The 24,577-nt window shown below is 70.5% G+C and carries 20 protein-coding genes; 13 read left to right on the top strand and 7 right to left on the bottom strand.

All coding sequences use genetic code 11. The annotated features are described in order from the left end of the window. Nucleotides 1-43 precede the first annotated feature (43 nt). Entirely contained in the window at nucleotides 44-2,593 is a 2,550-nt protein-coding gene (locus tag IM725_RS02840) for a YbcC family protein (RefSeq protein ID WP_193779055.1), read from the bottom strand. A gap of 18 nt (nucleotides 2,594-2,611) precedes the next feature. Further along, the gene (locus IM725_RS02835; RefSeq protein WP_193779054.1) at nucleotides 2,612-4,162 is read right to left on the bottom strand and encodes an NADH-quinone oxidoreductase subunit L; all 1,551 of its coding nucleotides are present in this window, start codon (nucleotides 4,160-4,162) and stop codon (nucleotides 2,612-2,614) included. Nucleotides 4,163-4,245: 83 nt separating this feature from the next. On the opposite strand from IM725_RS02835, the gene IM725_RS02830 reads away from it, so the two are divergent. The 4 genes from IM725_RS02830 to IM725_RS02815 all read left to right on the top strand — a co-directional run bounded on the left by IM725_RS02830 (nucleotide 4,246) and on the right by IM725_RS02815 (nucleotide 7,829). Next, complete coding sequence (locus IM725_RS02830) at nucleotides 4,246-5,160, top strand: LysR family transcriptional regulator (protein WP_193779053.1); 915 nt, start codon at nucleotides 4,246-4,248, stop codon at nucleotides 5,158-5,160. A gap of 241 nt (nucleotides 5,161-5,401) precedes the next feature. Then, nucleotides 5,402-6,253, top strand: coding sequence for an adenylate/guanylate cyclase domain-containing protein (locus IM725_RS02825; RefSeq protein ID WP_193779052.1), 852 nt, complete (start codon nucleotides 5,402-5,404; stop codon nucleotides 6,251-6,253). A gap of 146 nt (nucleotides 6,254-6,399) precedes the next feature. Continuing rightward, nucleotides 6,400-6,732, top strand: a complete 333-nt coding sequence (locus tag IM725_RS02820) for a metal-sulfur cluster assembly factor (protein WP_287066993.1) — start codon at nucleotides 6,400-6,402, stop codon at nucleotides 6,730-6,732. Next, complete coding sequence (locus IM725_RS02815; RefSeq protein WP_287066991.1) at nucleotides 6,729-7,829, top strand: hypothetical protein; 1,101 nt, start codon at nucleotides 6,729-6,731, stop codon at nucleotides 7,827-7,829. The genes IM725_RS02820 and IM725_RS02815 overlap by 4 nt, the downstream gene beginning before the upstream one ends. Before the next feature lie 21 nt (nucleotides 7,830-7,850). Here the strand turns inward: IM725_RS02815 and ffh are convergent, their stop codons facing one another. Continuing rightward, a complete protein-coding gene (ffh, locus tag IM725_RS02810; RefSeq protein WP_193779051.1) occupies nucleotides 7,851-9,227 on the bottom strand; it encodes a signal recognition particle protein in 1,377 nt (458 codons plus the stop codon). 79 nt (nucleotides 9,228-9,306) lie between these two features. Between ffh and IM725_RS02805 the strand changes: the two genes are divergently transcribed. The 9 genes from IM725_RS02805 to IM725_RS02765 all read left to right on the top strand — a co-directional run bounded on the left by IM725_RS02805 (nucleotide 9,307) and on the right by IM725_RS02765 (nucleotide 19,922). Beyond that, the gene (locus IM725_RS02805) at nucleotides 9,307-10,104 is read left to right on the top strand and encodes a cytochrome C assembly family protein (RefSeq protein ID WP_193779050.1); all 798 of its coding nucleotides are present in this window, start codon (nucleotides 9,307-9,309) and stop codon (nucleotides 10,102-10,104) included. 13 nt (nucleotides 10,105-10,117) lie between these two features. Continuing rightward, nucleotides 10,118-10,348, top strand: a complete 231-nt coding sequence (locus IM725_RS02800) for a PP0621 family protein (RefSeq protein ID WP_193779049.1) — start codon at nucleotides 10,118-10,120, stop codon at nucleotides 10,346-10,348. A 1-nt stretch (nucleotide 10,349) separates the two neighbouring features. After that, entirely contained in the window at nucleotides 10,350-12,059 is a 1,710-nt protein-coding gene (locus tag IM725_RS02795) for a sensor histidine kinase (RefSeq protein WP_227753529.1), read from the top strand. Beyond that, nucleotides 12,056-13,510 carry a sigma-54-dependent transcriptional regulator gene (locus tag IM725_RS02790; RefSeq protein WP_287066985.1) on the top strand — a complete coding sequence of 485 codons (1,455 nt, stop codon included), beginning with the start codon at nucleotides 12,056-12,058 and terminating at the stop codon, nucleotides 13,508-13,510. The genes IM725_RS02795 and IM725_RS02790 overlap by 4 nt, the downstream gene beginning before the upstream one ends. Next, nucleotides 13,497-14,081 (top strand): 1,6-anhydro-N-acetylmuramyl-L-alanine amidase AmpD, encoded by a 585-nt coding sequence (gene ampD / locus IM725_RS02785; RefSeq protein WP_193779048.1) that lies wholly within the window; start codon nucleotides 13,497-13,499, stop codon nucleotides 14,079-14,081. Before IM725_RS02790 ends, ampD begins: the two co-directional genes overlap by 14 nt. Before the next feature lie 216 nt (nucleotides 14,082-14,297). Continuing rightward, entirely contained in the window at nucleotides 14,298-17,222 is a 2,925-nt protein-coding gene (locus IM725_RS02780; RefSeq protein WP_193779047.1) for a ribonucleoside-diphosphate reductase subunit alpha, read from the top strand. A gap of 125 nt (nucleotides 17,223-17,347) precedes the next feature. After that, nucleotides 17,348-18,568, top strand: a complete 1,221-nt coding sequence (locus tag IM725_RS02775; protein ID WP_193779046.1) for a ribonucleotide-diphosphate reductase subunit beta — start codon at nucleotides 17,348-17,350, stop codon at nucleotides 18,566-18,568. Between the two features lie 200 nt (nucleotides 18,569-18,768). Further along, nucleotides 18,769-19,215 (top strand): histone H1-like DNA-binding protein, encoded by a 447-nt coding sequence (locus IM725_RS02770; RefSeq protein WP_193779045.1) that lies wholly within the window; start codon nucleotides 18,769-18,771, stop codon nucleotides 19,213-19,215. A 68-nt stretch (nucleotides 19,216-19,283) separates the two neighbouring features. Continuing rightward, on the top strand, nucleotides 19,284-19,922 hold the full coding sequence (locus IM725_RS02765; RefSeq protein WP_193779044.1) for an alpha-ketoglutarate-dependent dioxygenase AlkB: 639 nt from the start codon (nucleotides 19,284-19,286) through the stop codon (nucleotides 19,920-19,922). Nucleotides 19,923-20,027: 105 nt separating this feature from the next. Here the strand turns inward: IM725_RS02765 and IM725_RS02760 are convergent, their stop codons facing one another. The 4 genes from IM725_RS02760 to ltrA form a co-directional block, all read right to left on the bottom strand. Beyond that, entirely contained in the window at nucleotides 20,028-20,738 is a 711-nt protein-coding gene (locus tag IM725_RS02760) for a hypothetical protein (protein WP_227753528.1), read from the bottom strand. Then, nucleotides 20,735-21,697 (bottom strand): MlaD family protein, encoded by a 963-nt coding sequence (locus tag IM725_RS02755; RefSeq protein ID WP_407692494.1) that lies wholly within the window; start codon nucleotides 21,695-21,697, stop codon nucleotides 20,735-20,737. The genes IM725_RS02760 and IM725_RS02755 overlap by 4 nt, the downstream gene beginning before the upstream one ends. Beyond that, the gene (locus IM725_RS02750; RefSeq protein ID WP_227753526.1) at nucleotides 21,697-22,485 is read right to left on the bottom strand and encodes an MlaE family ABC transporter permease; all 789 of its coding nucleotides are present in this window, start codon (nucleotides 22,483-22,485) and stop codon (nucleotides 21,697-21,699) included. The genes IM725_RS02755 and IM725_RS02750 overlap by 1 nt, the downstream gene beginning before the upstream one ends. A gap of 153 nt (nucleotides 22,486-22,638) precedes the next feature. Next, a complete protein-coding gene (gene ltrA / locus IM725_RS02745) occupies nucleotides 22,639-24,390 on the bottom strand; it encodes a group II intron reverse transcriptase/maturase (protein ID WP_193779042.1) in 1,752 nt (583 codons plus the stop codon). Nucleotides 24,391-24,577 lie beyond the last annotated feature (187 nt).

Here is a 24,577-nt window from a genome sequence, read left to right as displayed (position 1 = left end):
GCGGGGCTGGCAGGCCCCGGTGCCGTCGCGCAGGGGGTGCTTGTCAGGCCGCCAGCGCGTCCGCGGCCCGCTCGTGCAAGGGGTCGCCCTCGCAGGGCTGCCAGCCCGCCCGCGTCCAGCGCAGCACCTCGCCGCCGCCGGGCGGGATGCACAGCAGGTGCAGCCAGCCGCCCGCCACCAGGCGCCTGACCTCGGGGTGCTGCCGCAGCACCGTGTCCATCGCGTCGGTGGGGGCCTCGATGAAGGCCGACAGGCGCAGGGGCGTGTGCATCCAGCGCGTGCCGTCGTGCAGCGACTGCCGGGCCAGGCCGATGCGCAGGTCGCCGCCGTTGCCCTCGAAGACGCCGATGCGCCCGCCCACCACGTTGTGCAGCAGCTTGTTGCCGCTGCCCCAGCGCGCGTTGTCCACCGTGGAGGCGTGGTACTGCATGTTGATCCAGTGCGTGACCACCAGCGGCGCCGTCATGATGAGTGTGAGCACCGACAGGTCGCTGTCGCTGCGCCAGTCGTAGTCGTGCAGGAAGGCGCGGCCGTGCAGCGGCAGGCCGCGGGTGCGCTCGCGCGGCGCGACGATGAAGGACGCGTTGTTGGCCAGGCCCCACTCCGGGCGGGTCTGCGACCAGTCGCTCGCGCGCTGGCGCAGCCAGCGGGTCAGCCCCGCTGCGGGCTGCGCAGCGGCCCCCAGCGCGGGCGCCCGCTCCGCCCGCGCCCGCTCGCCCGCGGCGGCGAGCTGGGCGCACAGGCCGTCCATCGCGTCGCGGGCATGCGCCGGCACCCAGTGCTGGTCGAACACCTGCACCTCGTCGGTGGTCGTGTTGTGCAGGGCGGGCAGGAAGTGCGTGGTGTCGGGGATGGCGATGCCGCGCGCCGCGAGCCCGGTGCGCACCGCCCGGTCGTTCAGCAGGCTGGCCAGCACGCGGGCGTTCACCTCGCCGGTCTGGCCGCCGCAGGCGCCGCAGTCCAGCCCGGCCGCCTGCGGATTGTTGGCGCTCTGGCTGCCGTGCCCCGCGATCAGCACCAGGGGCGCGAACCCGGCGGTGAGGCCCATGGCGCGCAGGATGCCGGCCGCGAGCTCCGCGCCGGCCTCGCTGGCGCTGAACGCTTCCGGCAGGCGGGGCGTCGCGCTCGCGTCCGCACCCGCCAGGCCGACGGTCTCGACCCGGGCGGCGCCGGCCGTGCCAGGCAGCGAGCGCCGCAGCAGCTTGGCCGCGTAGGGCAGGCCGCAGGTTTCCACGAAGCTGAAACCGGAGCCGGGCGCCGTGCGCCAGCGGTCCCGCAGGGTGCGCCAGCGCAGGGCTTCGCGCCGGCGCTGCAGCAGCTGCTGGCCCAGGGCCGCACCGTCCTCGCTGGCCACCAGGGCGGGTGCCAGCAGGCCGGGCAGCTGCGGCTGGCGGGCCTCGGTGCCGGCCGGCGCGTAGGCGATGGGCAGGCCGAAGAAGCCGGCGAAGCCCCGCGTGTGCACCTGCGGCGCCACCTGTTCCAGCGCGCGGCGGAACACCTCGGAGCGCACGTCGATGCAGAACACGGCCTGGGCCGTGGGCGCGAGGGCCCCGTCCGGTGTCCCATCGGCCTTCGCGGCCGCTGGCGCGCCCGTGTTGCCGGTTCCGCGCCCCGCCAGCTGCCGCGCCAGCGGGCGCTGGTAGGCCAGGTCCATCGCCAGCTGCAGCAGCCAGTCGTCGTGCTGGCGGCGCGCCAGGGCCCGCACCGCAGTCTCATGCCCGGCCCAGGCCGCCGCCCAGCCGGCCTGCGCGGCCAGGACGTCCTGGTCCTGCGCCAGCAGCACGTCCCAGGCGAGCCGGATCGCGAGCAGCTCCACCAGGGTGCCGTCCTCGCCCTGGGCCAGGCGGGCCTGCCAGCGGCGCCCGGCGCACCAGGCGGCCCATCCGCCCACGTCCAGAAGCAGCGCGCTCAGGTAGGCCGGCGCGGCCGTGGGCGGCAGCGGCAGCTGCGCGAGCCCGAGTTCGATCGCCTCCAGCGGGCTGGCGGGCCAGGCCGCCAGGGTGTCGTGCAGCCAGCCGCGGCCGCGCTGCCAGTGGATGCCGCGGTCCTGCGCCAGGGCCTGCTTCCAGCTGACCCACAGGCCCTGCTCGCGTGCCGGGTGCCAGCTGCCCTGCGCTTCGTCGAAGAAGGCCGCGCAATGCTGGCTCGCCTGGTGCAGCGCAGCCTCGCGCGCCGGCTGGGCGTCATGCACCGGCCCGCGCGGCGCGAGGTCGGCCAGCAGCGGCAGGCGCGTGGGCGCCTCGCCGCTGTCGGCCGACTGCAGCCTGGCCGCGAGCCGGTCGGCGGCCCGGGCGGGCGCTGACGCATCCTCGCCGCCCGCGAGCCTGCAGGCGGCCTCCAGGTCGTCCCTGCGCAGGCCGCCGGTCTTCCAGGCCTCGCGCACCTGTGCCAGCGGGATGGCCAGCCGCGTCCCGGTCAGCGTGCCCAGCCAGGCGCCGGCTTCCGCCATGGGGCGGTCCACCCAGCCCCACCAGGGGTTGACGGCGATCATCTGGTCCAGCGGCCAGGTGGGGGCGATGCAGGCGCAGGCGGTCTCGACGGCGTCGGCGATGGCCGCGGTGCGCGCGACCCGGTCGGATTCGTGAAGGTGCATGGCGACGTGTCTCCGGGTTCAGTGGCTGGGGGGCGGCGAAAGGCGGAACAGCAGGCGCGCCAGGGCTTCGTCCAGGAACAGCCCGCCGTAGAAGCCGGGATGCAGCCTGCGCGCGAGCGCCTGGCGCGGCTGGGCCAGCGCGGCCTGCACGCCGGCCAGGCCCAGGAAGCCGAGCGCGGGGATCCACCACAGCGTGGAACTGAAGCCCGTGCCCGGCACCAGCCAGCGCGCGGAGGCGGCATGCAGGCCGAAGTACAGGGCCGCGACGCCCATGGCCAGCGCCCAGGCGCGCAGCGGCGCGAAGGCGCCGTCGCCGGCGAGCAGGGGCGCCAGCGCGAAGGCCACGATGCCCGCCATCACCAGCAGCGCGGGCTGCGCGTGGGGCAGCACACCCCAGGCCGTCGCGGCCAGCACCACCAGCGCCAGCCCGCCCGCGGTGGCCAGCACCAGCGATGCGGGCGCCGGCGTGGGCCGCGGCAGCAGGCGCGCGATGCGCGCCTGCTGCACCGTCTCGCCGGCGGTCAGGAAGGCGTGCGCCTTGTACAGCGAGTGCGCCACCAGGTGCAGCAGCGCCATCTCCCACAGGCCCAGGCCGCACTGCAGCAGCATGAAGCCCATCTGCGCGCAGGTGGACCAGGCGAGCGCCACCTTGACGCTGATGCGCGTGGTCATCACCAGCGCGGCGAGCACGGCGCTGGCGGTGCCGGCGCAGACCAGCAGCGCCTGCGCGGGCAGCGAGTGCTCCACCAGCGGCGCCAGCCGCAGCAGCACGAAGCCGCCCAGGTTGACCACGCCCGCATGCAGCAGGGCCGAGACCGGCGTGGGGGCCTCCATCACCTGGATCAGCCAGCCGTGGAAGGGCAGCTGCGCGCACTTGAGCGCCGCGGCCAGGGCCACCAGCAGCAGGGCCGCCTGCACCGCCGCGGGCAGCCGGGCCTGTTGCCCGGCCCAGGCCCCCAGCGCATCGATCTGCAGGGTGCCGGCCTGCACGGCCAGCAGCACGCAGGCCAGCGCCAGGCAGGTGTCGGCGGCGCGCGCCATCAGGAACTTCTTGTGCGCGGCGATGCGTGCCGCCGGCCGTTCGGCGTAGAAGCGCAGCAGCCGGTGCAGCGAGAAACTGGTGAACCACCAGGCCAGCGCCAGCAGGGCGAGGTGGTTGGTGACCAGCACCGTGGTCGCGCCCGCCACGGTGGCACCCAGCCAGCGCGCGTAGTGCGGCTGCCGGGGCTCGCCCTGCAGGGCCGTGGCCGAGTAGCGAACGATCACCCAGCCGATGAAGGCCACCAGCAGCAGCACCAGGGCGCCGGGCAGGTCCGCGCGCAGCCAGGGCTGCCGCGCGGGGCCGGTGCCGATCACGAGGGCGAGCGTGGTGGCGGCGGCGGCCAGCGCGAGCGTGGAGGCGGCGCGCAGCAGCGCCCAGCACGAGGCCGCAGGGCGGTGGTGGCCGCAGGCCAGGGCGGCCAGGCCCATGGCGATCGGGGCGAGGGCGGCCGCGGCCAGCGCCGCCGCGGCCGCCTGGGACGTGGCCGGCGCGAGCGCAGGCAGGGGAAAGAGGGCAGTCAAATCCATGGGCCGTACTGTGCGCAAACACGGCTCTTAAGTAAAATTCATTGTTCTTAAGGAAACGTTCGCTAAAACAGAACCGACACGCCATGGCCCGCCTCAACTTCCATCACCTGCACTATTTCTGGGCGGTGGCGCGCGAGGGGCACCTCACGCGGGCCGCGGCGCGGCTGCACGTCTCCCAGTCGGCGCTGTCCAGCCAGATCAAGCAGCTCGAGGAGGAACTGGGCCAGCCCCTGTTCGAGCGGCGCGGCCGCAGCCTGGAACTCACCGAGGCCGGCCGGCTGGCGCTGGGCTACGCCGAGACCATCTTCGCCACCGGCAACGAGATGCTGGCGGTGCTGGCCGGGGGCGAACGCCAGGAGACGGAGGTGCTGCGGGTGGGCGCCGTGGCCACGCTCTCGCGCAACTTCCAGGAGAACTTCCTGCGGCCGCTCCTGGGCCGCGACGACGTCACCCTGGTGCTGCAGTCCGGCGGCCTGGGCGAACTGCTGCCGCGCCTGCGCCTGCACCTGCTGGACCTGGTGCTGTCCAACCGCCGCGTGGTGCCGGGGGCGGACGACCCCTGGCGCTGCCGGCTGCTGGCGCGCCAGCCGGTCAGCGTGGTGGGCAAGCCGCGGCGGCAGCGCACCGCCTTTCGCTTCCCGCAGGCGCTGGCCGAGACGCCCCTGGTCCTGCCCGGCCGCGACAGCGACATGCGGGCCGCCTTCGACCTGCTGTGCGAGCAATGGGGCGTGCGCTACCGGCTGCGGGCCGAGGCCGACGACATGGCCATGCTGCGCCTGCTCGCGCGCGACGCCGAATGCCTGGCCGTGCTGCCCACCGTGGTCGTGCAGGACGAACTGCGCGCGGGCAAGCTGGTGGAGCACGCGGTGGTGCCCGACCTGCACGAACACTTCTACGCCATCACGGTGCAACGCCAGTTCGAGCCGGCCCTGCTGCGCAGCCTGCTGCGCCGGCCCGCCGCGGACGTCCTGGGCCCGGTGGCTGCGGCTGCCCGCTAGAAAACCGGTTTGTCAAGCGCCTTTTGGCGGCATCCCGTGAACTTGTTCTCGCCGCTGCGCAATTATTGACAAGGGGGCGGGCGGCCGGGTACCGTCCACGGGCCGCAAGAATTCGTAACTCCAATTAACAATTTGCGGCAGGTTGGGCCCCGCGCGGGCGCGAGGAGTGACAGATGATGGTGTGCTTCCCGTCAACCGGGATGCGGGGCAGGAATCGAAGACGCTTGACCGGAGAACGTCCATGAACCAGGAACTGCAGCCGCCGGAGGACTCGCCGACCACGGACGCGCCGGCGAGCGATTTCGGCTCCTCGGTCTTCGGCGTGGTGACCTCCGGCACGCCCGAGGCGGGCGAACGTGCACGCCTGGCGGCCATGGTCTTCACCGACGTGGTGGGCTACTCCAAGCGCATGGGCGAGAACGAGGAAGCCACCATTGCCGCCGTGCATGCCGACTTCACGCGCATGCGCGAGTTGTGCGCCAAGCATGGCGGCGAGGTGCTCAACACCATGGGCGACGGCATGATGCTGAGCTTCGACGGCGCCGTCGCGGCCATGAAGTTCGCCCTCGAGATGCAGACCGAGTTCGCCGAGCGCAACGGCAAGCTGCCCAACGGCAAGGGGCTGCAGCACCGCATCGGCATCCACATCGGCGACGTCTACCGCGTGATCGGCGGCCACATGGCTGGCGACGGCGTGAACATCGCCGCCCGCCTGGAACCCAAGGCGCCGCATGGCGGGGTCGCCATCAGCCAGATCGTGTACGACACGGTGCGGGGCAAGGTGCAGATGAAGGCCGAGCGCATGGGCCCGCAGACCTTCAAGAACATCGCCGAGCCCATCGTGGTCTGGAAGGTGACGGTGGACACCCCGGGCAAGCCCGTGGCCACGCCCCGGCCGGTGGAACTGCCGCAGCAGAACCGGTCCTGGCCCTGGCTTCGCCGCCTGGTCTGGGTGGTGGTGCTGCTGATCGTGGGCGACCTGCTCTGGCCGTACCGCGACATGCTGATGACCGACGGCGTGCAGGGCCTGAAGAACGTGGTGCCCCTGCTGAACGAGCGCATCCGCACCACTTTCGGCGGCCTGGTGAACTGAGGCCCGCGCGGAGCGGCCCCGGGCGAAGCCTCCGGGCTGCTGCGGCGGGCGATCCCCCGGCATGCGGTGCCCGGGCTTGATGTGCATCAAGCCCCGCCCCGCGCGCACACGGATGATAAGAAGCAGATCATCTGCATCTTCAAGCCGTGGACACCGAACGCTACCCCTTCGAAGGCCCCGAGGCCCTGCGCGAGCCCGTGGACGCGGCCCTGCGCAGCGTGGTCGATCCCGAGGTGGCGCTGAACATCGTCGACGTGGGGCTGGTTGTCGGGGTGCGCTGCGCGCACGACCGCGTCGACGTGGAGGTCACCATGACCTCGGCCGCCTGTCCGGCGAGCGACGTCATCGTCGGTGACATCGAGGACGCCCTGGACACGCGGTTGCCCGCGGGCTGGCGCATCCATGTGGAACGAGTCTGGGAGCCGGCATGGACGCCCGATCGCATGAGCACGCGGGCCAAGGCCTTCATGGGCTGGTGAGTCCGCCCCTGCGTGCGGCCCGTCCGCGGCGCCCCGCCGCCGGCGTGCTGCTGGCGGCCGCAGTCCCGCTGCTGCTGGTGCTCGGCGTGTTCGGCGGGCTGCTGCGCGCGGGGGTCGGGCTGGCGCAGGGTGGGCTCGCGGCGCGGGCCGCTGTCTCGCACGGCATGCTGATGGCCAGCGTGTTCTTCGGCGCCGTGATCGGGCTGGAACGGGCCGTGGCCCTGCGCCGGCCGCTGGCCTGGGCGGTGCCGGCCGCGGCCCTCGCCGGGGGCCTCGCGCTGGCGGCGGGCTGGGCCTGGGGCGGCGCCCTGCTGCTGGTGCTGGGCAGCTGCGCCTGCGTGGCCGTGCATGCCGGCCTGCTGGCGCGCGAGCGGGTGCCGCACATCGCGCTGCTCGGCGTGGGCGCGCTCGCCTGGCTGGCCGGCAACCTGGTGCAGGCCCTGCAGCCCGGCGACACCGCCGCGCTCGCCTTCTGGTTCAGCTTCCTGGTGCTCACGGTGACCGCGGAACGCCTGGAGATGACCCGGCTCACGCGCCGCCGCGCCGGCGCCCTGGGCGCGCTGGCCGCGCTGGTGGCGGTGCTGCTCGCAGGGGCCGGCGGCACGCTGGTGGACGGGCGCGCCGGCATCGCCTTCGGGGCCGCCCTGGTGGCGCTGGCCGGCTGGCTGCTGCGCCACGACGTCGCCCGGCGCACCGTGCGCGCCGCGGGCCTGCCGCGCTACATGGCGCTGTGCCTGCTGGCCGGCTACGCCTGGCTGGCGGTGGGCGGCACCGCCTGGGCCTTGTGGAGCGCGGGCAGCCTGGCCTGGCGCGACGCGGCCCTGCATGCGCTGGGCCTGGGCTTCCTGGTGAGCATGGTGCTGGCCCACGCGCCGGTGATCCTGCCCGCGGTGGCGCGGCTGAAGGTGGCCTTCGGGCCCGGCTTCTACCTGCCCTGGGGGCTGCTGCACGCGGGGCTGGCCTGGCGGCTGGCCGGCCCGCTGGGCTCGGCGGCGGCGCGCAGCCAGGGGGCGTTGGCCAACGCGGCGGCGCTCGCGCTGTTCGCGCTCACGCTGGCGGCCGCGCACTGGCGCTGGCGGCGCCAGCACCCGGCCTGAAGCGCGCCGGGACGGGGGTCCTCAGAAGGGCAGCTTGGGCATGCCGCCGCCCTTGCCGGCCATGCCACCCATGCGCTTCATCATCTTCATCAGGCCGCCGCCCTTCATCTTCTTCATCATGGTCTGCATCTGCTCGAACTCATTGAGCAGGCGGTTCACTTCCTGGACCTGCACGCCGGCGCCGGCGGCGATGCGGCGCTTGCGGGTGGCCTTGATCAGCTCGGGCTTGCGGCGCTCCAGGGCCGTCATGCTGCAGATGATGCCTTCCTTGCGGCGGATGTCGCGCTCGGCCTTGTCCATGTCGACCTGGCCGGCCTTGGCGGTGAGGTGGCTGGGCAGCTTGTCCATCAGGCTGGAGAGCCCGCCCATCTGCTTCATCTGCTGGATCTGGGCCAGGAAGTCGTTGAGGTCGAAGCCCTCGCCGCTCTTGACCTTGGCGGCCAGCTTCTGGGCAGCCTCCATGTCCACGCCGGCGGTGACCTGCTCGACCAGGGCGACGATGTCGCCCATGCCCAGGATGCGGCCGGCATGGCGCTCGGCGTCGAAGACCTCCAGGCCGTCGATCTTCTCGCTCACGCCGGCGAACTTGATGGGCGCGCCCGTGACCTGGCGCACCGAGAGCGCCGCGCCGCCGCGCGAGTCGCCGTCCATCTTGGTGAGCACGATGCCGGTGAGCGGCAGCGCTTCCTTGAAGGCCTTGGCGGTGTTGACCGCGTCTTGGCCCTGCATGGCGTCGACCACGAACAGGGTCTCCACCGGCTTGAGCTCGCGGTGCAGTTCCTTGATCTCGTTCATCAGCGCCTCGTCGATGGCGAGGCGGCCGGCCGTGTCCACCAGCAGCACGTCGAAATACTGCTTGCGCGCGAAATCGAGTGCGGCGCGGGCGATGTCCAGCGGCTTCTGGTCGGGCGAGCTGGGGAACCACTCGGCGCCGGCCTGCTGGGTCACCGTCTTCAGCTGCTCGATGGCGGCCGGGCGGTACACGTCGCCGGAGACGGTCAGCACCTTCTTCTTGCGCTTCTCGATCAGCAGCTTGGCGAGCTTGGCGGTGGTGGTGGTCTTGCCGGCGCCCTGCAGGCCGGCCATCAGGATCACCGCCGGCGGCTGGGCCTGCAGGTTGATGTCGGAGATGCCCTCGCCCATGGTGGCGGCGATCTCCTTGTGCACGATGCCCACCAGCGCCTGGCCTGGCGAGAGCGAGCCCAGCACTTCCTGGCCCAGCGCCTTCTCCTTCACCCGGGCGATGAAATCGCGCACCACCGGCAGGGCCACGTCCGCTTCCAGCAGCGCCATGCGCACCTCGCGCAGCATGTCCTGGACGTTGGCTTCGGTGATGCGGGCCTGGCCACGGAGTTCCTTGGCGAGGCGCGAAAGCTTGTCGGTGAGGGCGGAGGCCATAGGGGTGGGGAAGGTGGAGCCGCGCAAGGGGGATTCCTTGCATCGCGGGCGCCGCGGGGGGCACGGCTAAACTCTGGCCATGATTCTAGCCAGTGCCTCCCCCGCTGCCATGGCCCTGTCGGTCGCGGCGGCGGCTGCCTACGCGGTGCCCGCGGCGGGTGCGCGCCGCCTGTCCGAGCCGGCAGCCCGGCGCGCCCTGAAGGTGGGCTGGGGGGTGCACGCGCTGGCCATCGCCTGGGGCCTGCTGGGCGAGACGCCGCACTTCGGCTTCGCGCCCGCCCTCTCGGTGACGGCCTGGCTGGTGCTCACCGTCTATGCCGTCGAGACCCAGCTTTTCCCCCAGCTGCAGGCGCGCTGGGCCCTGGCCGGCCTGGGCATGGCGACGGTGCTGCTGGCCGCCGCGTTCCCGGGGGCGCCGCTGCACGTGTCGGTCTCGCCCTGGCTGCCGCTGCACTGGGCCCTGGGCATCGCCTCGTACGGGCTGTTCGCGGCGGCCGCGCTGCACGCCTGGCTGATGATGCGCGTGGAGCACTCCATGCGCACGGCCGCCACGCCCCAGGCCGGGCTGCCGCTGCTCACCCTGGAGCGCCTGACCTTCCGCTTCGCCGGGGCCGGCTTCGTGCTGCTCTCGCTGACGCTGGTGGCCGGCCTGCTGTTCAGCGAGCGGCTCTACGGCCAGCCCGCGCGCTGGGACCACAAGACGGTGTTCTCCGTGCTGTCCTGGGTCGTCTTCGCCGGACTGCTGCTGGGGCGCTACCGCTTCGGCTGGCGTGGCCGCAAGGCGGTGCGCGTGCTCTACATCGGCTCGCTGCTGCTGCTGCTGGCCTACGCCGGCTCTCGCTTCGTGCTCGAAGTGATCCTGCGGCGCATGGAGTGAAGGGGGCTCGACCATGAAGTACCTGGTCCTCTTCGCGGTGGTGATGACGGTGCTGTGGCTGGCCCGCGGCTCGCGCACCGCCGCCCCCCGCGGCGGCCCGGCCCCGGGCGCGACGCCCGCCGTGCCGCAGGCCATGGTGGCCTGCCCGGCCTGCGGCCTGCACCTGCCGCGCTCCGAAGCCCTGCCGGGGCCGGCGGGCCAGTTCTACTGCTGCGAAGAGCATCGCGCGCGCGGCGGGGGCTGAGTTGGCCGCTCCGCCCCTGCCCACGCCGCTGCCCGGCCTGGCTGCCGCCGACGACCCGCTGAGCCAGGACTCGACCTTCGCCAGGATGTGGCGCGGCTTCATGACCGCCCGCGTCATGATCGCGCTGGTGCTGGCCCTGGTGCTGGGCGTGCTGCACACCCTGGCGCCGGCGCTGGGGGTCAGCCGGTGGCTGGTGGCGCTGTGCGCGGCCTACCTCGCCGCCGCCCTCGCGGTGCGGCTGTACCTGCGGCCGCGGTCGCCGGGCCGCGACTTCGATCCGCAGTGGGTCTCCACCATCGGGGTGGACCTCATCGCCTTCGCCGTGCTGCAGTTCCTGCAGGCGGCGGGCATCAATTTCTCGCCGCTGTTCGCGCTGCCGGTGCTGACGGCCTCGGCCATGGGCTCGGCCCTGCTGGCGCTGGGCACCGCGGCCGGCGTGACCCTGCTGCTGCTGGCCGATGCCTGGGTGCTGGCCCTGCACGGCGGCGGCGAGGCCGGGCCCTTCCTGCAGGCCGCGCTCACCGGCGCCGGCTATTTCGCGCTGGCCTTCCTGGTCAACCAGATGGCGGCCCGGCTGGCGCGCGAGGAAAGCGCGGCCCGCGTGGAGCGCCAGGCCGCGCGCATGCAGGCGCAGGTGAACGCGCTGGTGATCGAGGCGCTCTCCGAAGGCGTGCTGGTGGTGGACGGCGCGGGCCGCGTGAACACCGCCAACCCGGCCGCCCGCCAGCTGCTGGGCATGGGCCAGTTCCAGGGCAACTTCTCCCTCACCGGCCGTCCGTCCTGGAAGCCCTTGTTCGCCCTGTCCATGCAGAGCTTCACCCATGGCACCCCGCAGTCGGCCGAACTGGCGCTGGAGGAGCCGCGCGTGGGCACGCGCCGGGTCCAGGCCCGCACCCGACTGACGGCCCAGGGCCAGCCGGGCAGCCACAGCCTGTGCGTGATCTTCCTGCAGGACCTGCGCGAGATGGAGGCGCGGCTGCGCACCGAGAAACTGGCGGCGATGGGCCGCATGTCGGCGGCCGTGGCGCACGAGATCCGCAACCCGCTGGCGGCGATCGCCCAGGCCAACGCCCTGATGGACGAGGACCTGAAGGACCCGGCCCTGCGCCAGCTCAGCGGCCTGGTGCGCAAGAACGCGCAGCGCCTGGCCCAGATCGTGGACGAGATCCTGGACCTCTCCCGCGCCCGCCCGGGCAGCGGCGGCGGGGCCGTGCTGGCGCTGGACGCGGCGGTGGGCGCCGCCTGCGCCGACTGGTCGGCCCAGACGCGCAACAGCGCGCGCGTGCACGTCGAGGCCGGTGCCCCGGCCCTGTGGGTGCGCTTCGACGGCGACCACCTGCGGCGGGTGCTGGTCAACCTGCTGGACAACGCCGCACGCTACGCCGGCCAGGCGCCCGATTCGATCCGCGTGGTGACGCGCGCCGCCGAGGGCGGGGCCGCGCTGCAGGTCTGGAGCGACGGCGCGCCGCTGGAGCCCAGCGTGGAGCAGCACCTGTTCGAGCCTTTCTTCACCTCCGAGAGCCGCTCCAGCGGCCTGGGCCTGTTCATCTGCCGCGAGCTGTGCGAGCGGCACGGGGCGCAGATCGCCTACCAGCGCTGCTTGGGGGGCGCCGCCGGGCTGCTGCGCGAGGGCAACCAGTTCTCGCTCAAGCTCGCCGTTGCGCAGGCGCCGCAGGCAGGCACCGCGGGCTTTGACAAAATAGCCGCGTGAGCCCGCCGCCCCTGCATGCCGCCCAGGTGCTCGTCGTCGACGACGAGCCCGACCTGCGCACCCTCTACGAACTGACGCTGCTGCGCGAAGGCTATCGCGTGGATGCGGCCGGCACCGTCGCCGAAGCCGCCGCCCTGTTGCAGGAGCGCCGCTTCGACGCCGTCATCACCGACATGCGCCTGCCCGACGGCAGCGGCCTGGACCTGCTGCAGCGCATGGCCTCGCAGCAGCGCAGCGAGCGCTGTATCGTCATGACGGCCTACGGCTCGGCCGAGAACGCGGTGGAGGCGCTCAAGTCGGGCGCCTTCGACTACCTCACCAAGCCGGTGGACCTCAAGCAGTTCCGCACCGTGGTGGCCTCCGCCATCCAGGACGGCGCCCCGCGCAGCCGCTCGCGCAGCGCCCCGCGCGCGGGCGCGCCGCAGGCCGAGGCGCCGGCGCCGGGCGCCGCGCTGGCGCGCCTGGTGGGCGAGTCGGCCGCGATGCGCCAGGTCAAGGAGCGCATCGGCAAGGTCGCGCGCAGCATGGCGCCCGTGCTGGTGCGCGGCGAGTCCGGCACCGGCAAGGAGCTGGTGGCGCGGGCCATCCATGCCTGCAGCCACCGCGCCGACGGGCCCTTCGTGGCCGTCAACTGCGGCGCCATCCCCGAGTCCCTGCTGGAGGCCGAATTCTTCGGCGCCCGCAAGGGCTCCTACACCGGCGCCACGGCCGACCGGCAGGGCTATTTCCAGGCCGCCCAGGGCGGCACCCTCTTCCTCGACGAGATCGGCGACCTGCCCCTGCCCATGCAGTCCAAGCTGCTGCGCGCCATCCAGGAGCGCCAGGTGCGCTCGCTGGGCTCCACCCAGGAAGACGCGGTGGACGTGCGCATCGTGAGCGCCACCCACAAGGACCTGGCCGCCGACGTGCAGGCCGGGCGCTTCCGGCAGGACCTGTTCTACCGGCTCAACGTGATCGAGATCGTGGTGCCGCCGCTGCGCGAGCGGCGCGAGGACCTGCCCGCCCTGTGCGAGGCCCTGCTGGACCGCATCACCCAGGAAACCGGCATGCCCGTGCCCGACCTGTCCGAGGCGGTCATCGGGCAGCTGCTCTCGCACCCCCTCAGCGGCAACGTGCGCGAGCTGGAGAACCTGCTGCACCGGGCGGTCGCGCTGTCCGACGGCGACGCGCTGCAGGTCGATTTCGCGCCCACCTCGGCGCTGGCGCTGGGCGCGGAACTGCCCGTGGTGACGACCGCCCCGGCACCCCTGGCGCCCGGCGCGCTGCCGAGCGACCTGCAGGCCTGGCTGGACCAGCAGGAGCGCGAGATCCTGGTGCAGGCGCTGCGCGAAAGCGGCTTCAACCGCACCGAAGCGGCGCGCCGCCTCGGCCTGTCGCTGCGCCAGATCCGCTACCGCATCGCCCGGCTGGCCATCGCCGCGCCGGGCGACGAGTCGAATGACGAGGCCTGAGGCCGCCTGGCAGGGCGGCTGGTACACCGGCGCGCGGCGCCTGGAGTCGCCGAACTTCGGGCCGCGGCCGCCCGGCGCGGTGGTGGACCTGGTGGTCATCCATTCGATCAGCCTGCCGCCCGGCGAGTACGGCGGCGACCACGTGCAGCGGCTCTTCACCAACACCCTGGACTGGGACGCGCACCCCTATTTCAAGTCCATCGAGGGCCTGCGCGTGTCCTCGCACTTCTACCTGCGGCGCGACGGCAGCCTGTGGCAGTTCGTCAGCTGCGACGACCGCGCCTGGCACGCCGGGGCCTCGTCGTGGCGCGGGCGCGACAACTGCAACGACGATTCTGTCGGGATCGAACTCGAGGGCCTGGAGGACCAGGCCTTCGAGGCCGTGCAGTACGACACGCTTTCGCGGCTTTGCCGTGCCCTCGCGCAACGCTACCCGGTGGCGCACGTCGCCGGGCACGAGCACATCGCGCCCGGCCGCAAGCGTGATCCGGGCGCGCAATTTGCATGGTCGATGCTGCAACGCCAGGTCGGCTGGCCCGCCGCCTTCTTCCCGCCGGGCACGCTCGCCTGAGTCGCAAGCCAGGCGCGGCGCGCGCATGCAGGAGCAGGCGCGGCCGCCTGCCGGTTGCGAACAGGAAATCCACAGGTGGTGAACAGGCCACCCCCAAGGAAACCACTACATCTAGTGCTTGAAAGCCTGGCGAGCCCTATATATAGTGCCCCAACGCCGCGGCGGGTTACACTGCGCCCCCCGCGAAAACAACGGCAGTCAAGGAAAGACATACGCATGCAGCACACGGCACTGAGCACCCCCTCCGCCCCCGCCGCCGGCCTGGTGGCCGCACCGAACAACACCGCGAGCGAGCCGGCGCAGAACGCGCTGGCGCACTACCAGATCATCCGCCGCAACGGGGCCGTGGTGCCTTTCGAGCCGAACAAGATTGCCGTCGCCATGATGAAGGCCTTCCTGGCCGTGCATGGCACGCAGGGCGCGGCCTCGGCCAGCGTGCGCGAGACGGTGGACGAGCTCACCCAGCAGGTGATGCGCGCCCTGATGCGCTCGCGCCCGGGCGGCGGCACCTTCCACATCGAGGACGTGCAGGACCAGGTCGAACTGGGCCTGATGCGCGGCGGCCACCATGAGATCGCCCGTGCCTACGTGCTGTACCGCGAGCGCCGCGCCCAGGAGCGCGCCGCCAAGCAGGAGCAGCAGGCCCCCAAGGCGGCGCCCGAACTGCATGTCACCGACAACGGCCAGCGCGTCCCGCTGGACCTGGGCGCGCTCAAGCAACTGATCGAGTCGGCCTGCAGCGGCCTGTCGGCTGACGTCAAGCCCGAGCCCATCGTGGCCGAGACCATGCGCAACCTGTACGACGGCGTGCCGATCGACGAGGTGTACAAGGCGTCCATCCTGGCCGCCCGCACCCACATCGAGAAGGACCCCGACTACACCTACGCCACCGCGCGCCTGCTGCTGCACACCATCTTCAAGGAGGTGCTCGCGCGCGACGTGTCCCCGGAAGAGGCTGCCGCCAGCTACGCCGACTACTTCCCGGTCTTCATCAAGAAGGGCGTGGACGCCGAGCTGCTCAACCCCGAGCTGCTCAACTACGACCTGCGCAAGCTGGGCGCCGCGCTCAAGCCCCAGCGCGACCTGAAGTTCGACTACCTGGGCCTGCAGACCCTGTACGACCGCTACTTCCTGCACGTTCGCAAGACCCGCATCGAGCTGCCCCAGGCATTCTTCATGCGCGTGGCCATGGGCCTGGCGCTCAACGAGATCGACCGCGAGGCGCGCGCCATCGAGTTCTACGAGGTGCTGTCGACCTTCGACTTCATGTCGTCCACCCCGACGCTGTTCAACAGCGGCACGCTGCGCTCGCAGCTGTCCTCCTGCTACCTGACCACGGTGCCGGACGACCTGGACGGCATCTACGAGTCCATCAAGGAAAACGCGCTGCTGTCCAAGTTCGCCGGCGGCCTGGGCAACGACTGGACCCGCGTGCGCGCCCTGGGCTCGCACATCAAGGGCACCAACGGCGAATCGCAGGGCGTGGTGCCCTTCCTGAAGGTGGTGAACGACACCGCCGTGGCGGTGAACCAGGGCGGCAAGCGCAAGGGCGCTGTCTGCACCTACCTGGAGAGCTGGCACCTGGACATCGAGGAGTTCCTGGAGCTGCGCAAGAACACGGGTGACGACCGCCGCCGCACCCACGACATGAACACGGCCAACTGGATCCCCGACCTCTTCATGCGCCGCGTGATGGAGAAGGGCGAGTGGACCCTGTTCTCGCCCTCGTCCGTGCCCGACCTGCACGACAAGTTCGGCGCCGACTTCGAGAAGGCCTACGTGGCCTACGAAGAGAAAGCCAAGCGGGGCGAGATCAAGCCCAGCCGCACCCTGCCGGCCACCGACCTGTGGCGCAAGATGCTGACCATGCTGTTCGAGACCGGCCATCCCTGGATCACCTTCAAGGATGCCTGCAACGTGCGCTCGCCCCAGCAGCACGCGGGCGTGGTGCACTCGTCCAACCTGTGCACCGAGATCACGCTGAACACCAGCGACGCCGAGACGGCCGTGTGCAACCTGGGCTCGGTCAACCTGGCCCAGCACCTGAAGGACGGCGCCATCGACCACGACAAGCTCAAGCGCACCGTCACCACGGCCATGCGCATGCTCGACAACGTGATCGACATCAACTACTACGCCGTCAAGAAGGCCCGTGACTCCAACATGCGCCACCGCCCGGTGGGTCTGGGCGTGATGGGCTTCCAGGACGCGCTGTACGAGCTGCGCATCCCCTACGCCTCCCAGGAGGCGGTGGAGTTCGCCGACAAGTCCATGGAGGCCGTGTGCTACCAGGCCTACTGGGCGTCCACCGAGCTGGCCCGCGAGCGTGGCCGCTACTCCAGCTACAAGGGCTCGCTGTGGGACAAGGGCATCCTGCCCCTGGACACGCTGGACCTGCTGGCCCAGGCCCGCGGCGGCTATGTGGAGCTCGACCGTTCCGCCACCCTGGACTGGGACGCCCTGCGCCGCAAGATCGCCCAGGATGGCATGCGCAACAGCAACTGCGTGGCCATCGCCCCGACGGCGACCATCTCCAACATCATCGGCGTGGACGCCTCCATCGAGCCCTGCTTCGGCAACCTGTCGGTGAAGTCCAACCTGTCCGGCGAGTTCACGGTCATCAACCACTACCTGGTGCGCGACCTCAAGCGCCTGGGCCTGTGGGACGACGTGATGGTCATGGACCTGAAGCACTTCGACGGCTCGCTGCGTCCCATCGACCGCGTGCCGCAGGAGATCAAGGCCCTGTACGCCACCGCGTTCGAGGTGGAGACCGTGTGGCTGGTGGAAGCCGCGGCGCGCCGCCAGAAGTGGATCGACCAGGCGCAGTCGCTCAACATCTACATGGCGGGCGCCTCCGGCAAGAAGCTGGACGACACCTACAAGCTTGCCTGGCTGCGCGGCCTGAAGACCACCTACTACCTGCGCACCACCAGCGCGACGCAGGCCGAGAAGTCCACGGTGCAGTCCGGCCGCCTGAACGCGGTGTCCAACGGCACGCCGACCAGCAGCATGGGTGCGCTCGAGAAGGCCGCGGCCGCTGCGCAGGCGCAGATGGCCGCCGCGGAAACGGGCGCGGCGCCGGCGACGGACATCAAGTTCTGCGCCATCGACGACCCGGGCTGCGAAGCCTGCCAGTGATGATTCGTGTGTCGGCGTTCTCTGACAGAACGCCGATGCGATTGAGCAACAGAATCGGGCGGTGATGTGAACGAACACTTTGCGATTCACATCGCTGCTCACATAATCCGAGCATTGGAAAACTTATGTTGACCTGGGACGAAGAAGTCACTCCCACTTCGCCAGCCTTGAACAGCGGTTCGACTTCGAACCGCGAGGTGCCCCTCTCTCCTCGCGAGGCACTCGCCCCGCAATCCGCCTCCCTTCCCCAGACCGCGCTGCAGTCCTTCGACGACGTCGCGCTCGCACCCGCCGCGCCGCGCGCGCCGGCCGCCGCGGGCAGCGCCACGCGCCGCGTGGTGGCCTCCGACAAGCGCATCATCAACGGCCAGACCGACGTCAACCAGCTCGTCCCCTTCAAGTACAAGTGGGCCTGGGAGAAGTACCTGGCCACCTGCGCCAACCACTGGATGCCGCAGGAAGTGAACATGACGCGCGACATCGCGCTCTGGAAGGACCCGAACGGCCTTTCGGAGGACGAGCGCCGCATCATCAAGCGCAACCTCGGCTTCTTCGTCACCGCCGATTCGCTGGCCGCCAACAACATCGTGCTGGGCACCTACCGCCACATCACGGCGCCCGAGTGCCGCCAGTTCTTGCTGCGCCAGGCCTTCGAGGAAGCGATCCACACCCACGCCTACCAGTACATCGTGGAGTCGCTGGGCCTGGACGAGAGCGAGATCTTCAACGCCTACAACGAGGTCCAGTCCATCCGCGACAAGGACCAGTTCCTGATCCCCTTCATCGAGGCGATCATGGACCCGGACTTCCACACCGGCACCCCCGAGGCCGACCAGAAGCTGCTCAAGAGCCTGATCGTCTTCGCCTGCCTGATGGAAGGCCTGTTCTTCTACGTCGGCTTCACCCAGATCCTGGCGCTGGGCCGGCAGAACAAGATGACCGGTGCCGCCGAGCAGTACCAGTACATCCTGCGCGACGAGTCGATGCACTGCAATTTCGGCATCGACCTGATCAACCAGCTCAAGCTGGAGAACCCGCACCTGTGGACGGCCGAATTCAAGGCCGAGATCAAGGGCCTGTTCGCCAAGGCCGTGGAGCTGGAGTACCGCTATGCCGAGGACACCATGCCGCGTGGCGTGCTGGGCCTCAACGCCTCCATGTTCAAGGGCTACCTGCGCTACATCGCCAACCGGCGTGCGACGCAGATCGGCCTGGAGCCGCTCTTCCCGAACGAGGAAAACCCGTTCCCCTGGATGAGCGAGATGATCGACCTCAAGAAAGAGCGCAACTTCTTCGAAACCCGGGTCATCGAGTACCAGACGGGTGGCGCGCTTTCCTGGGACTGAAAAGAACGACAAGAAGGAAAGTCGAAGAGAACAGCGCCCGATCCGCATCCACAGCCGCCGGCACGAGCGGCGCGGACCGGGCCCAGGTGTTCATGGAGCTGGGCGGCAAGCCCAACTTCATGGATCGCTTCACGCCCACCAACAATGCGTGAGGTGCTTCATGGGTTGATGTTTTGGTCAACTTGAACAGGAGAATGGAAATGGCAACTGCGAAGAAGCCGGCGGCAAAGAAGGCCGCCGCCAAGAAGGCCCCGGCGAAGAAGGCCGCGGCCAAGAAGCCGGCCGCGAAGAAGGCCCCGGCCAAGAAGGCCCCGGCGAAGAAGGCTGCGGCCAAGAAGGCCCCGGCGAAGAAGGTTGCGGCCAAGAAGGCCCCGGCGAAGAAGGCCGCGGTCAAGAAGGTCGCTGCGAAGAAGGCGCCTGCGAAGAAGGCCGCCGCGAAGAAGACCACGGCCAAGAAGGCCGCGGCGAAGAAGGCGCCTGCGAAGAAGGCTGCTGCGAAAAAGCCTGCGAAGAAGGCTGCGAAAAAGGCGGCGAAAGCGCCTGCTGCCAAGCCTGCCGCTGCGGCCCCTGCGCCAGCGGCACCTGCGGCGCAGACCACGCTGAACCCGCAGGCCGCCTGGCCTTTCCCCACGGCTTCCAAGCCCTGAGGCGGCGGAGTTCTTCCGCACCAGCCCGGCTGCCTCACGGCGCCGGGCTTTTTCTTTAGCATGGGGCGATGCCCGGTCATCCCCCCGCGCCCCAGGGCACCGCCCTTCCTGCAGGCACCGGCCCCGCGCAGGCCGAGCTCTTCGGCAGCGAGGCGGCCGCCCTGCCCGAGGGCCTGCGCTACCAGGCCGACTTCCTCGATCCGCAGGACGAGGCGCACTGGATCGCCTTCGCGCAGTCCCTGCCGCTGGAGGCCATGGCCTACAAGGGCTACACCGCACGCCGCCGCGTCGCCAGCTTCGGCGGCCGCTACGACTTCGACGCCCAGCGCCTTGACGATGCGCCGCCCCTGCCCGCGGCCCTGCTGCCCCTGCGTGACCGGGCGGCCGCCTGGCTGGGCGTGACACCGCAGGGCCTGGCGCACGCGCTCGTGGCCGAGTACGCGCCCGGCACGCCGCTGGGCTGGCACCGCGACGTGCCCGACTTCGAGGACGTGGTGGGCATCTCGCTGCTGGGCGAGGCCGTGATGCGCTTTCGCCGCTGGCCGGCGCACGCGCCGCGCGCGCGCGACGTGCTGCACCTGCCGCTGGCGCCGCGCTCCATCTACCTGCTGCGGGGGCCCTCGCGCTGGGACTGGCAGCACAGCGTCGCGCCCACGCCGGCGCTGCGCTACTCCATCACCTTCCGCACGCGCCGCCTGCGCCGCTGAGCGGCGCCTGCGCATCCGCCGCAGGGTTGCCGGGGGCGCTGCGCCTTGGAGAGAAAGTCGTGGCCCCCGAGGTCGACCGTGGGCGTGGCGGGCTCCAAGCCGCGCTCAGCGCTCGCCCGCCGCCAGCGCCATGCGCCGGCGGATGCGGGCCGCGGCCTGTGCGTCGCCAGCGGCCTCGGCGCGCAGGGCCTGCACGCCCAGCCAGGCCAGGAGCGGACGCCGCCAGCCCTGCGCGGCGGCGGTGTCCACGGCGCTGGCGATGACGCCCGGCGTGGCCCGGCCCGAGCGCATCAGCACGCCGGCCGCCACCAGCCGCGCCAGCGGGTCCGGCACGGCTGCGAGCGCGGCATCGGGCGCGGCGGCCGTGGCCACGTCGCGGTGCTGGGGTGGCAGCAGGTCGGCCTGCGAGGGGGCCAGATGGCCGGCGAGGTAATCGGCATAGGCGCGCTCGGCCGCGGGTGCGTCGTCGCGCAGGGTCTCGAAGCCGGGGCAGGGCGCGACCACGAGCGCACTGGCCTGCAGCGCGCAGCGCGTCAATTCGGCGCGGGCGACCAGCGCCGGCTGGCCGGTCGCCGCGAGCGCGGTGCGGGCGCGCGCGAACTCCGCATCGGCGGCCCGGTCGGCGCCGTCCATCCAGGCCGCGACATAGCGGTCCAGGCTGCCGCGCGCATTCATCTCCCAGTCGGGCGCTGGGGGCTTGCCTGCGCAAGCACCCAGCAGCGCGGCGGCCGCCAGCACGGCCCAGGGCGCGGGCCGCAGACGCGCCGCGACGCGCCCGGGCCGCGGCGCGGAGGACGGGGTCGACGCGCGCCTCATGGCAGCTTCACCTCGGTGTCGCGCGCGAACGGCCACTTGCGGTTGATCTCGTTGACCAGGCCCTCCAGCTTGCGCAGGTTGGCCTCGACCTCGCCGCGCAGGCTGGAGAGGTCGCCGGTCGCGCCGCGCACGTTGCCGGCGATGCCCTGCGCCTCGACCAGCAGCGCGTCCACCTTCTTCAGGCTGGTGCGCGTGTCGGCCAGCACCGCGTTGAGCTGCTGCACCGTGGCCTTCGCATCGCGCACCACGCCCTGCGGCCCGAAGACCTGGGTGTCGGCATGCCCGGCCAGCGTGTCCAGCCGCGCCAGCAGGGCGTTGCTGCGCTCCAGCGCGGCCACCAGCTTGGCCGCGTCGGCGTCGTTGCCGAAGGCCACGCCCAGCGCGCCGTGCGGGCCCTTCATGCGCTCGGTGATCGCCTGCAGGTTGCCGACCGCGCCCCGCAGCGCCGCATCCTGCGCCGTGATCGCGGAGAGGTTGTCCAGCACCTCGCGCGCGGCCGAGAGCACCCGCGGCAGCTCGGCGGTGGCATCGCCGTTGAGCACCGGCCGCTCCGCCCCCGGCGCCAGCGGCGGGTCGCTGAGGATGCCTGAGTAGGCCTTGATGGTGGTGCCGCCGACCACGCCGCGCACCAGCGTGAACACGCTGCTGCTGCGCAGCCAGTGCCAGTCGTCGGCGTCCACGTCGACCAGGATGCGCACCTTGCCCGTCGCGGCCAGCTCGACCTTGCGCACGCGGCCGATCGGGAAGCCGGCGAAGGTCATGTCCAGGCCGGCGCCCACACCCTCGGCATCCTCGGCCAGCAGCACCAGGGTCTGCTTGCTCTCGAAGACACCGCGCGCATACAGCAGATAGAGCACCGAGCCGGCCACCAGCAGCGCGGTGAAGGCCAGCAGCAGGGCCGCCTTGGGCGCGAGCTGGCGCAGGCTGCGTTCAGTGGAGGGTTCTTCCATCGGGTCCATCAATAGTAGTTGCCGGCCAGCGAGGCCGCCTCCAGGAGCAGCAGCACCGCGAACATGCGCACCAGCGCCTGCAGCGCGGCGCCCTCGCGCGAGTGGCCGGGCTGCGCATCGGCCAGCGCCGAGGCCATGGGGATGAAGGACACGGCCACGCTGAAGAACAGCGTCTTGAGCACGAAGATGAGCGACACCGACGGATTGAAGACGCGGCCGAACACCCGGGTGTAGGCGGCGAGGCCCGCGGTGCTCGCGCCGTAGACCGCGAAGTAGGCGATCACCAGGGCGACCACGCAGCTCAACGCGGCCAGCGTCAGCGTTGCGTACACGCCGGCCACGGCGCGCGGCATCACCTGCGCGGCCAGCGGGTCCAGCCCGCGCGCCTGCCATTCGCGAAAGCGCCCCTGCAGCCGCAGCGTGGCCAGGGCCGCACCGTTGGGGATGGTGCAGCGCAGGGCGACGAACAGCGCCGCCGTGAGCGGGATGAGCTCCAGCACCAGCACCCGGATGACCATCTCCAGCGCGTAGCGCGTCAGCCCGTAGCTCAGCGCGGTGACGATCACGATGCGCGTGATCACCAGCGTGAGCAGGGCGCACAGCGCGGTGAAGCCGGCCAGGATGGGCGCGGTGTCGGCCACCAGGTGGCGCAGCAGCACCGTGCGGCACTCGCGGCCGTAGCTGGAGGGCGACAGCGCGAGGACGAGCAGGCTGGCCACGGTGAACAGCAGCCGGCCCCAGCCCGCGATCCAGCGCAGGGGCAGGACGCCCGCGCCCACCAGGCGCGCATGCCACAAGGAACTGGAGGGTAGGGGCGAAGCCTCGCGGCTTCGCCCCCCCCGAAGAACCGTACTTGCGCCTTTCGACGCATACGGCTCACGCACGACCACTGGAGACTTAGCGTCATCGGGCTGCATGGCCCTAGTCTAAGCAATCCAGATTAAAGCCTCTCATGCTGAGGCCGGCTTGGTGACCTCCAAGCCAAGGGCGTGTACCCGCCGGTGACAAACCGAATGCATGAGCACGCGGTTGGCGAGAGCGTTGCTCCCACCGTACATCCGATAGACGATGTGATGGTCGTCGATCGGGTCTGTACTGTTCATAGGCACCTCACACAAGGCGCAGTAGCCGCCTTGTTCCTGCCACAGTTTCAGTCGCGCAGCGCTTAGGATGGATTGCTCCCCTGACGCCGCACTTCGGATTTCGCTGTAGCGTTCCCACGACGGATCGTAGGGATTGAACTTGCCAAAGACCTTGTGATGCCGATCGATTTTTGTGGAACCCAAGCGGTAGAGCACAGAAGTCACTGGTTCCCCTTGAGCGTCAACCCCCGTGGCGGTGAAAACGACACGGTGATCGACCGGGAGCCAGTAGGTTTGATATACCCACTTTCCGGTTTTGCGCGGATGCCGGCGACTTCCCCAACGTCTCAACCGCCAGTGAATGAGGCTGTCGAGCCGGGTGAAGGTCTTTTTGGCAACCACGCCGCGGTGGTAACGCGCCCATCCGCGAAGGATTGGGTTTAGCGTTTTGATGAGGTCCTGTGTGGGAACCGACAGCGACTTGCCAATGATGGTGCGCACCTTGTCGTAGAACGCGGACACGCTCTTGCGACTCGGTTTGATGAGAAGTTTGAATCCGCGCTGCCGTTTGGCCAGCTGGGACTCGTACTTTCGAAAATTCCATCCTAGGAAGTCGAAGCCTTCGAAGATGCTGACGAGCCGAGTTTTCTCCGCAGACAGGAACAGTCCTCGCTCACGCAGGAACTGTTCTATCCACGGTTGAACTACGGAGACCAGAAGCTCTTTCGAAATTCCGGTGACGACAAAGTCGTCCGCGTATCGCACCACGTTGACTTTCACCCCGCTGCCCCGCTTCGAGCCCAGCGTCGCCAACAGGTGGCGATGCAGGCCAGACTCAAGGCCGTTCAGTGTGAAGTTTGCTAAGGTCGGTGAAATGATGCCCCCTTGCGGGGTGCCCACTTCCGTGCGGTAGAGGCATCCCTTATCGAGAAAACCTGCTTTCAACCACTGACGGAGGATGCGTTTGTCCATTGGGACGTTCGCAAGCAACCAGTCGTGATTGATGTTGTCGAAAAACCCGGAAATGTCCGCATCGAGAATCCATTGCGCAGAGGTGTCTTTGGATAACGATATGAACAGTTGACCGCAAGCGTCGTGCGTACTTCGTCCTTTCCTAAAGCCGTAGCTATTTGGGTCGGACTTGCACTCCACCTTAGGGTCCAACGCAAGGTGGTACAACGCCTGCATTGCCCGGTCGAACATGGTGTGGATGCCCAGAGGGCGAACCTTGCCGTTCGATTTCGGGATATAGATGCGTCGCAATGGTCGCGCCTTATATCCCGGTTTGTTAAGTCGACATACCGCCGCCCACTTGGCGTCTGGTGTAGACCAGAGTTCGCGGTCGGTGCCAGCCGTCCGCTTCCCTTGGTTGGTGGTCACTCTCCGGACAGCCAATGCCTTGGCTTGCCAGGAGCGAACGAGGCTACGAGAGAGCCGATTGGCCATCCTGTAGTTCTTGTTCTGTTCTGCCTGCGCAATACGCGTCTGCAACTTCCCGACGAACAATTCAACTAGACCCCAATCAATGAGATGCCAGTTGCTTGGTACGTCCGGAGTCGCAGTTTCAGGATCGGTGAGGATCCCTAGGTCGCGGACCTGTTGGTCGTTGATCTGTTCCATACCTACTCCGATGAGGAGCCCCTATGGGATCAGACCTGCCCTGCCGGGTAGATCTACCCGCAGGGCCAGTTAATAAAGTTTGCAGCGGCTTGCACCGTCGCACCTGAAGCAAGTCAGCCCGCTTTCGCGTTAGGGCAAAGTTTGAACCCCTATCCGACCCGTTACAGGCCAGCGTTTGCTTTTTGCT

Origin of the sequence: Ramlibacter aquaticus (assembly GCF_015159745.1) — a bacterium.
In the GTDB taxonomy this organism is placed as follows: domain Bacteria; phylum Pseudomonadota; class Gammaproteobacteria; order Burkholderiales; family Burkholderiaceae_C; genus Ramlibacter; species Ramlibacter aquaticus.
Note: the sequence above shows the minus strand (reverse complement) of the source record. Positions and strands in the feature narration are given on the sequence as shown.

Bases quoted from the DNA above. Each gene is read 5' to 3' on its own strand.
- IM725_RS02840 (WP_193779055.1), bottom strand. From the start codon at position 2,593: ATGCACCTTCACGAATCCGACCGGGTCGCGCGCACCGCGGCCATCGCC.
- IM725_RS02835 (WP_193779054.1), bottom strand. From the start codon at position 4,162: ATGGATTTGACTGCCCTCTTTCCCCTGCCTGCGCTCGCGCCGGCCACG.
- IM725_RS02830 (WP_193779053.1), top strand. From the start codon at position 4,246: ATGGCCCGCCTCAACTTCCATCACCTGCACTATTTCTGGGCGGTGGCG.
- IM725_RS02825 (WP_193779052.1), top strand. From the start codon at position 5,402: ATGAACCAGGAACTGCAGCCGCCGGAGGACTCGCCGACCACGGACGCG.
- ffh (WP_193779051.1), bottom strand. From the start codon at position 9,227: ATGGCCTCCGCCCTCACCGACAAGCTTTCGCGCCTCGCCAAGGAACTC.
- IM725_RS02805 (WP_193779050.1), top strand. From the start codon at position 9,307: ATGATTCTAGCCAGTGCCTCCCCCGCTGCCATGGCCCTGTCGGTCGCG.
- IM725_RS02800 (WP_193779049.1), top strand. From the start codon at position 10,118: ATGAAGTACCTGGTCCTCTTCGCGGTGGTGATGACGGTGCTGTGGCTG.
- ampD (WP_193779048.1), top strand. From the start codon at position 13,497: ATGACGAGGCCTGAGGCCGCCTGGCAGGGCGGCTGGTACACCGGCGCG.
- IM725_RS02780 (WP_193779047.1), top strand. From the start codon at position 14,298: ATGCAGCACACGGCACTGAGCACCCCCTCCGCCCCCGCCGCCGGCCTG.
- IM725_RS02775 (WP_193779046.1), top strand. From the start codon at position 17,348: ATGTTGACCTGGGACGAAGAAGTCACTCCCACTTCGCCAGCCTTGAAC.
- IM725_RS02770 (WP_193779045.1), top strand. From the start codon at position 18,769: ATGGCAACTGCGAAGAAGCCGGCGGCAAAGAAGGCCGCCGCCAAGAAG.
- IM725_RS02765 (WP_193779044.1), top strand. From the start codon at position 19,284: ATGCCCGGTCATCCCCCCGCGCCCCAGGGCACCGCCCTTCCTGCAGGC.
- IM725_RS02760 (WP_227753528.1), bottom strand. From the start codon at position 20,738: ATGAGGCGCGCGTCGACCCCGTCCTCCGCGCCGCGGCCCGGGCGCGTC.
- IM725_RS02755 (WP_407692494.1), bottom strand. From the start codon at position 21,697: ATGGACCCGATGGAAGAACCCTCCACTGAACGCAGCCTGCGCCAGCTC.
- ltrA (WP_193779042.1), bottom strand. From the start codon at position 24,390: ATGGAACAGATCAACGACCAACAGGTCCGCGACCTAGGGATCCTCACC.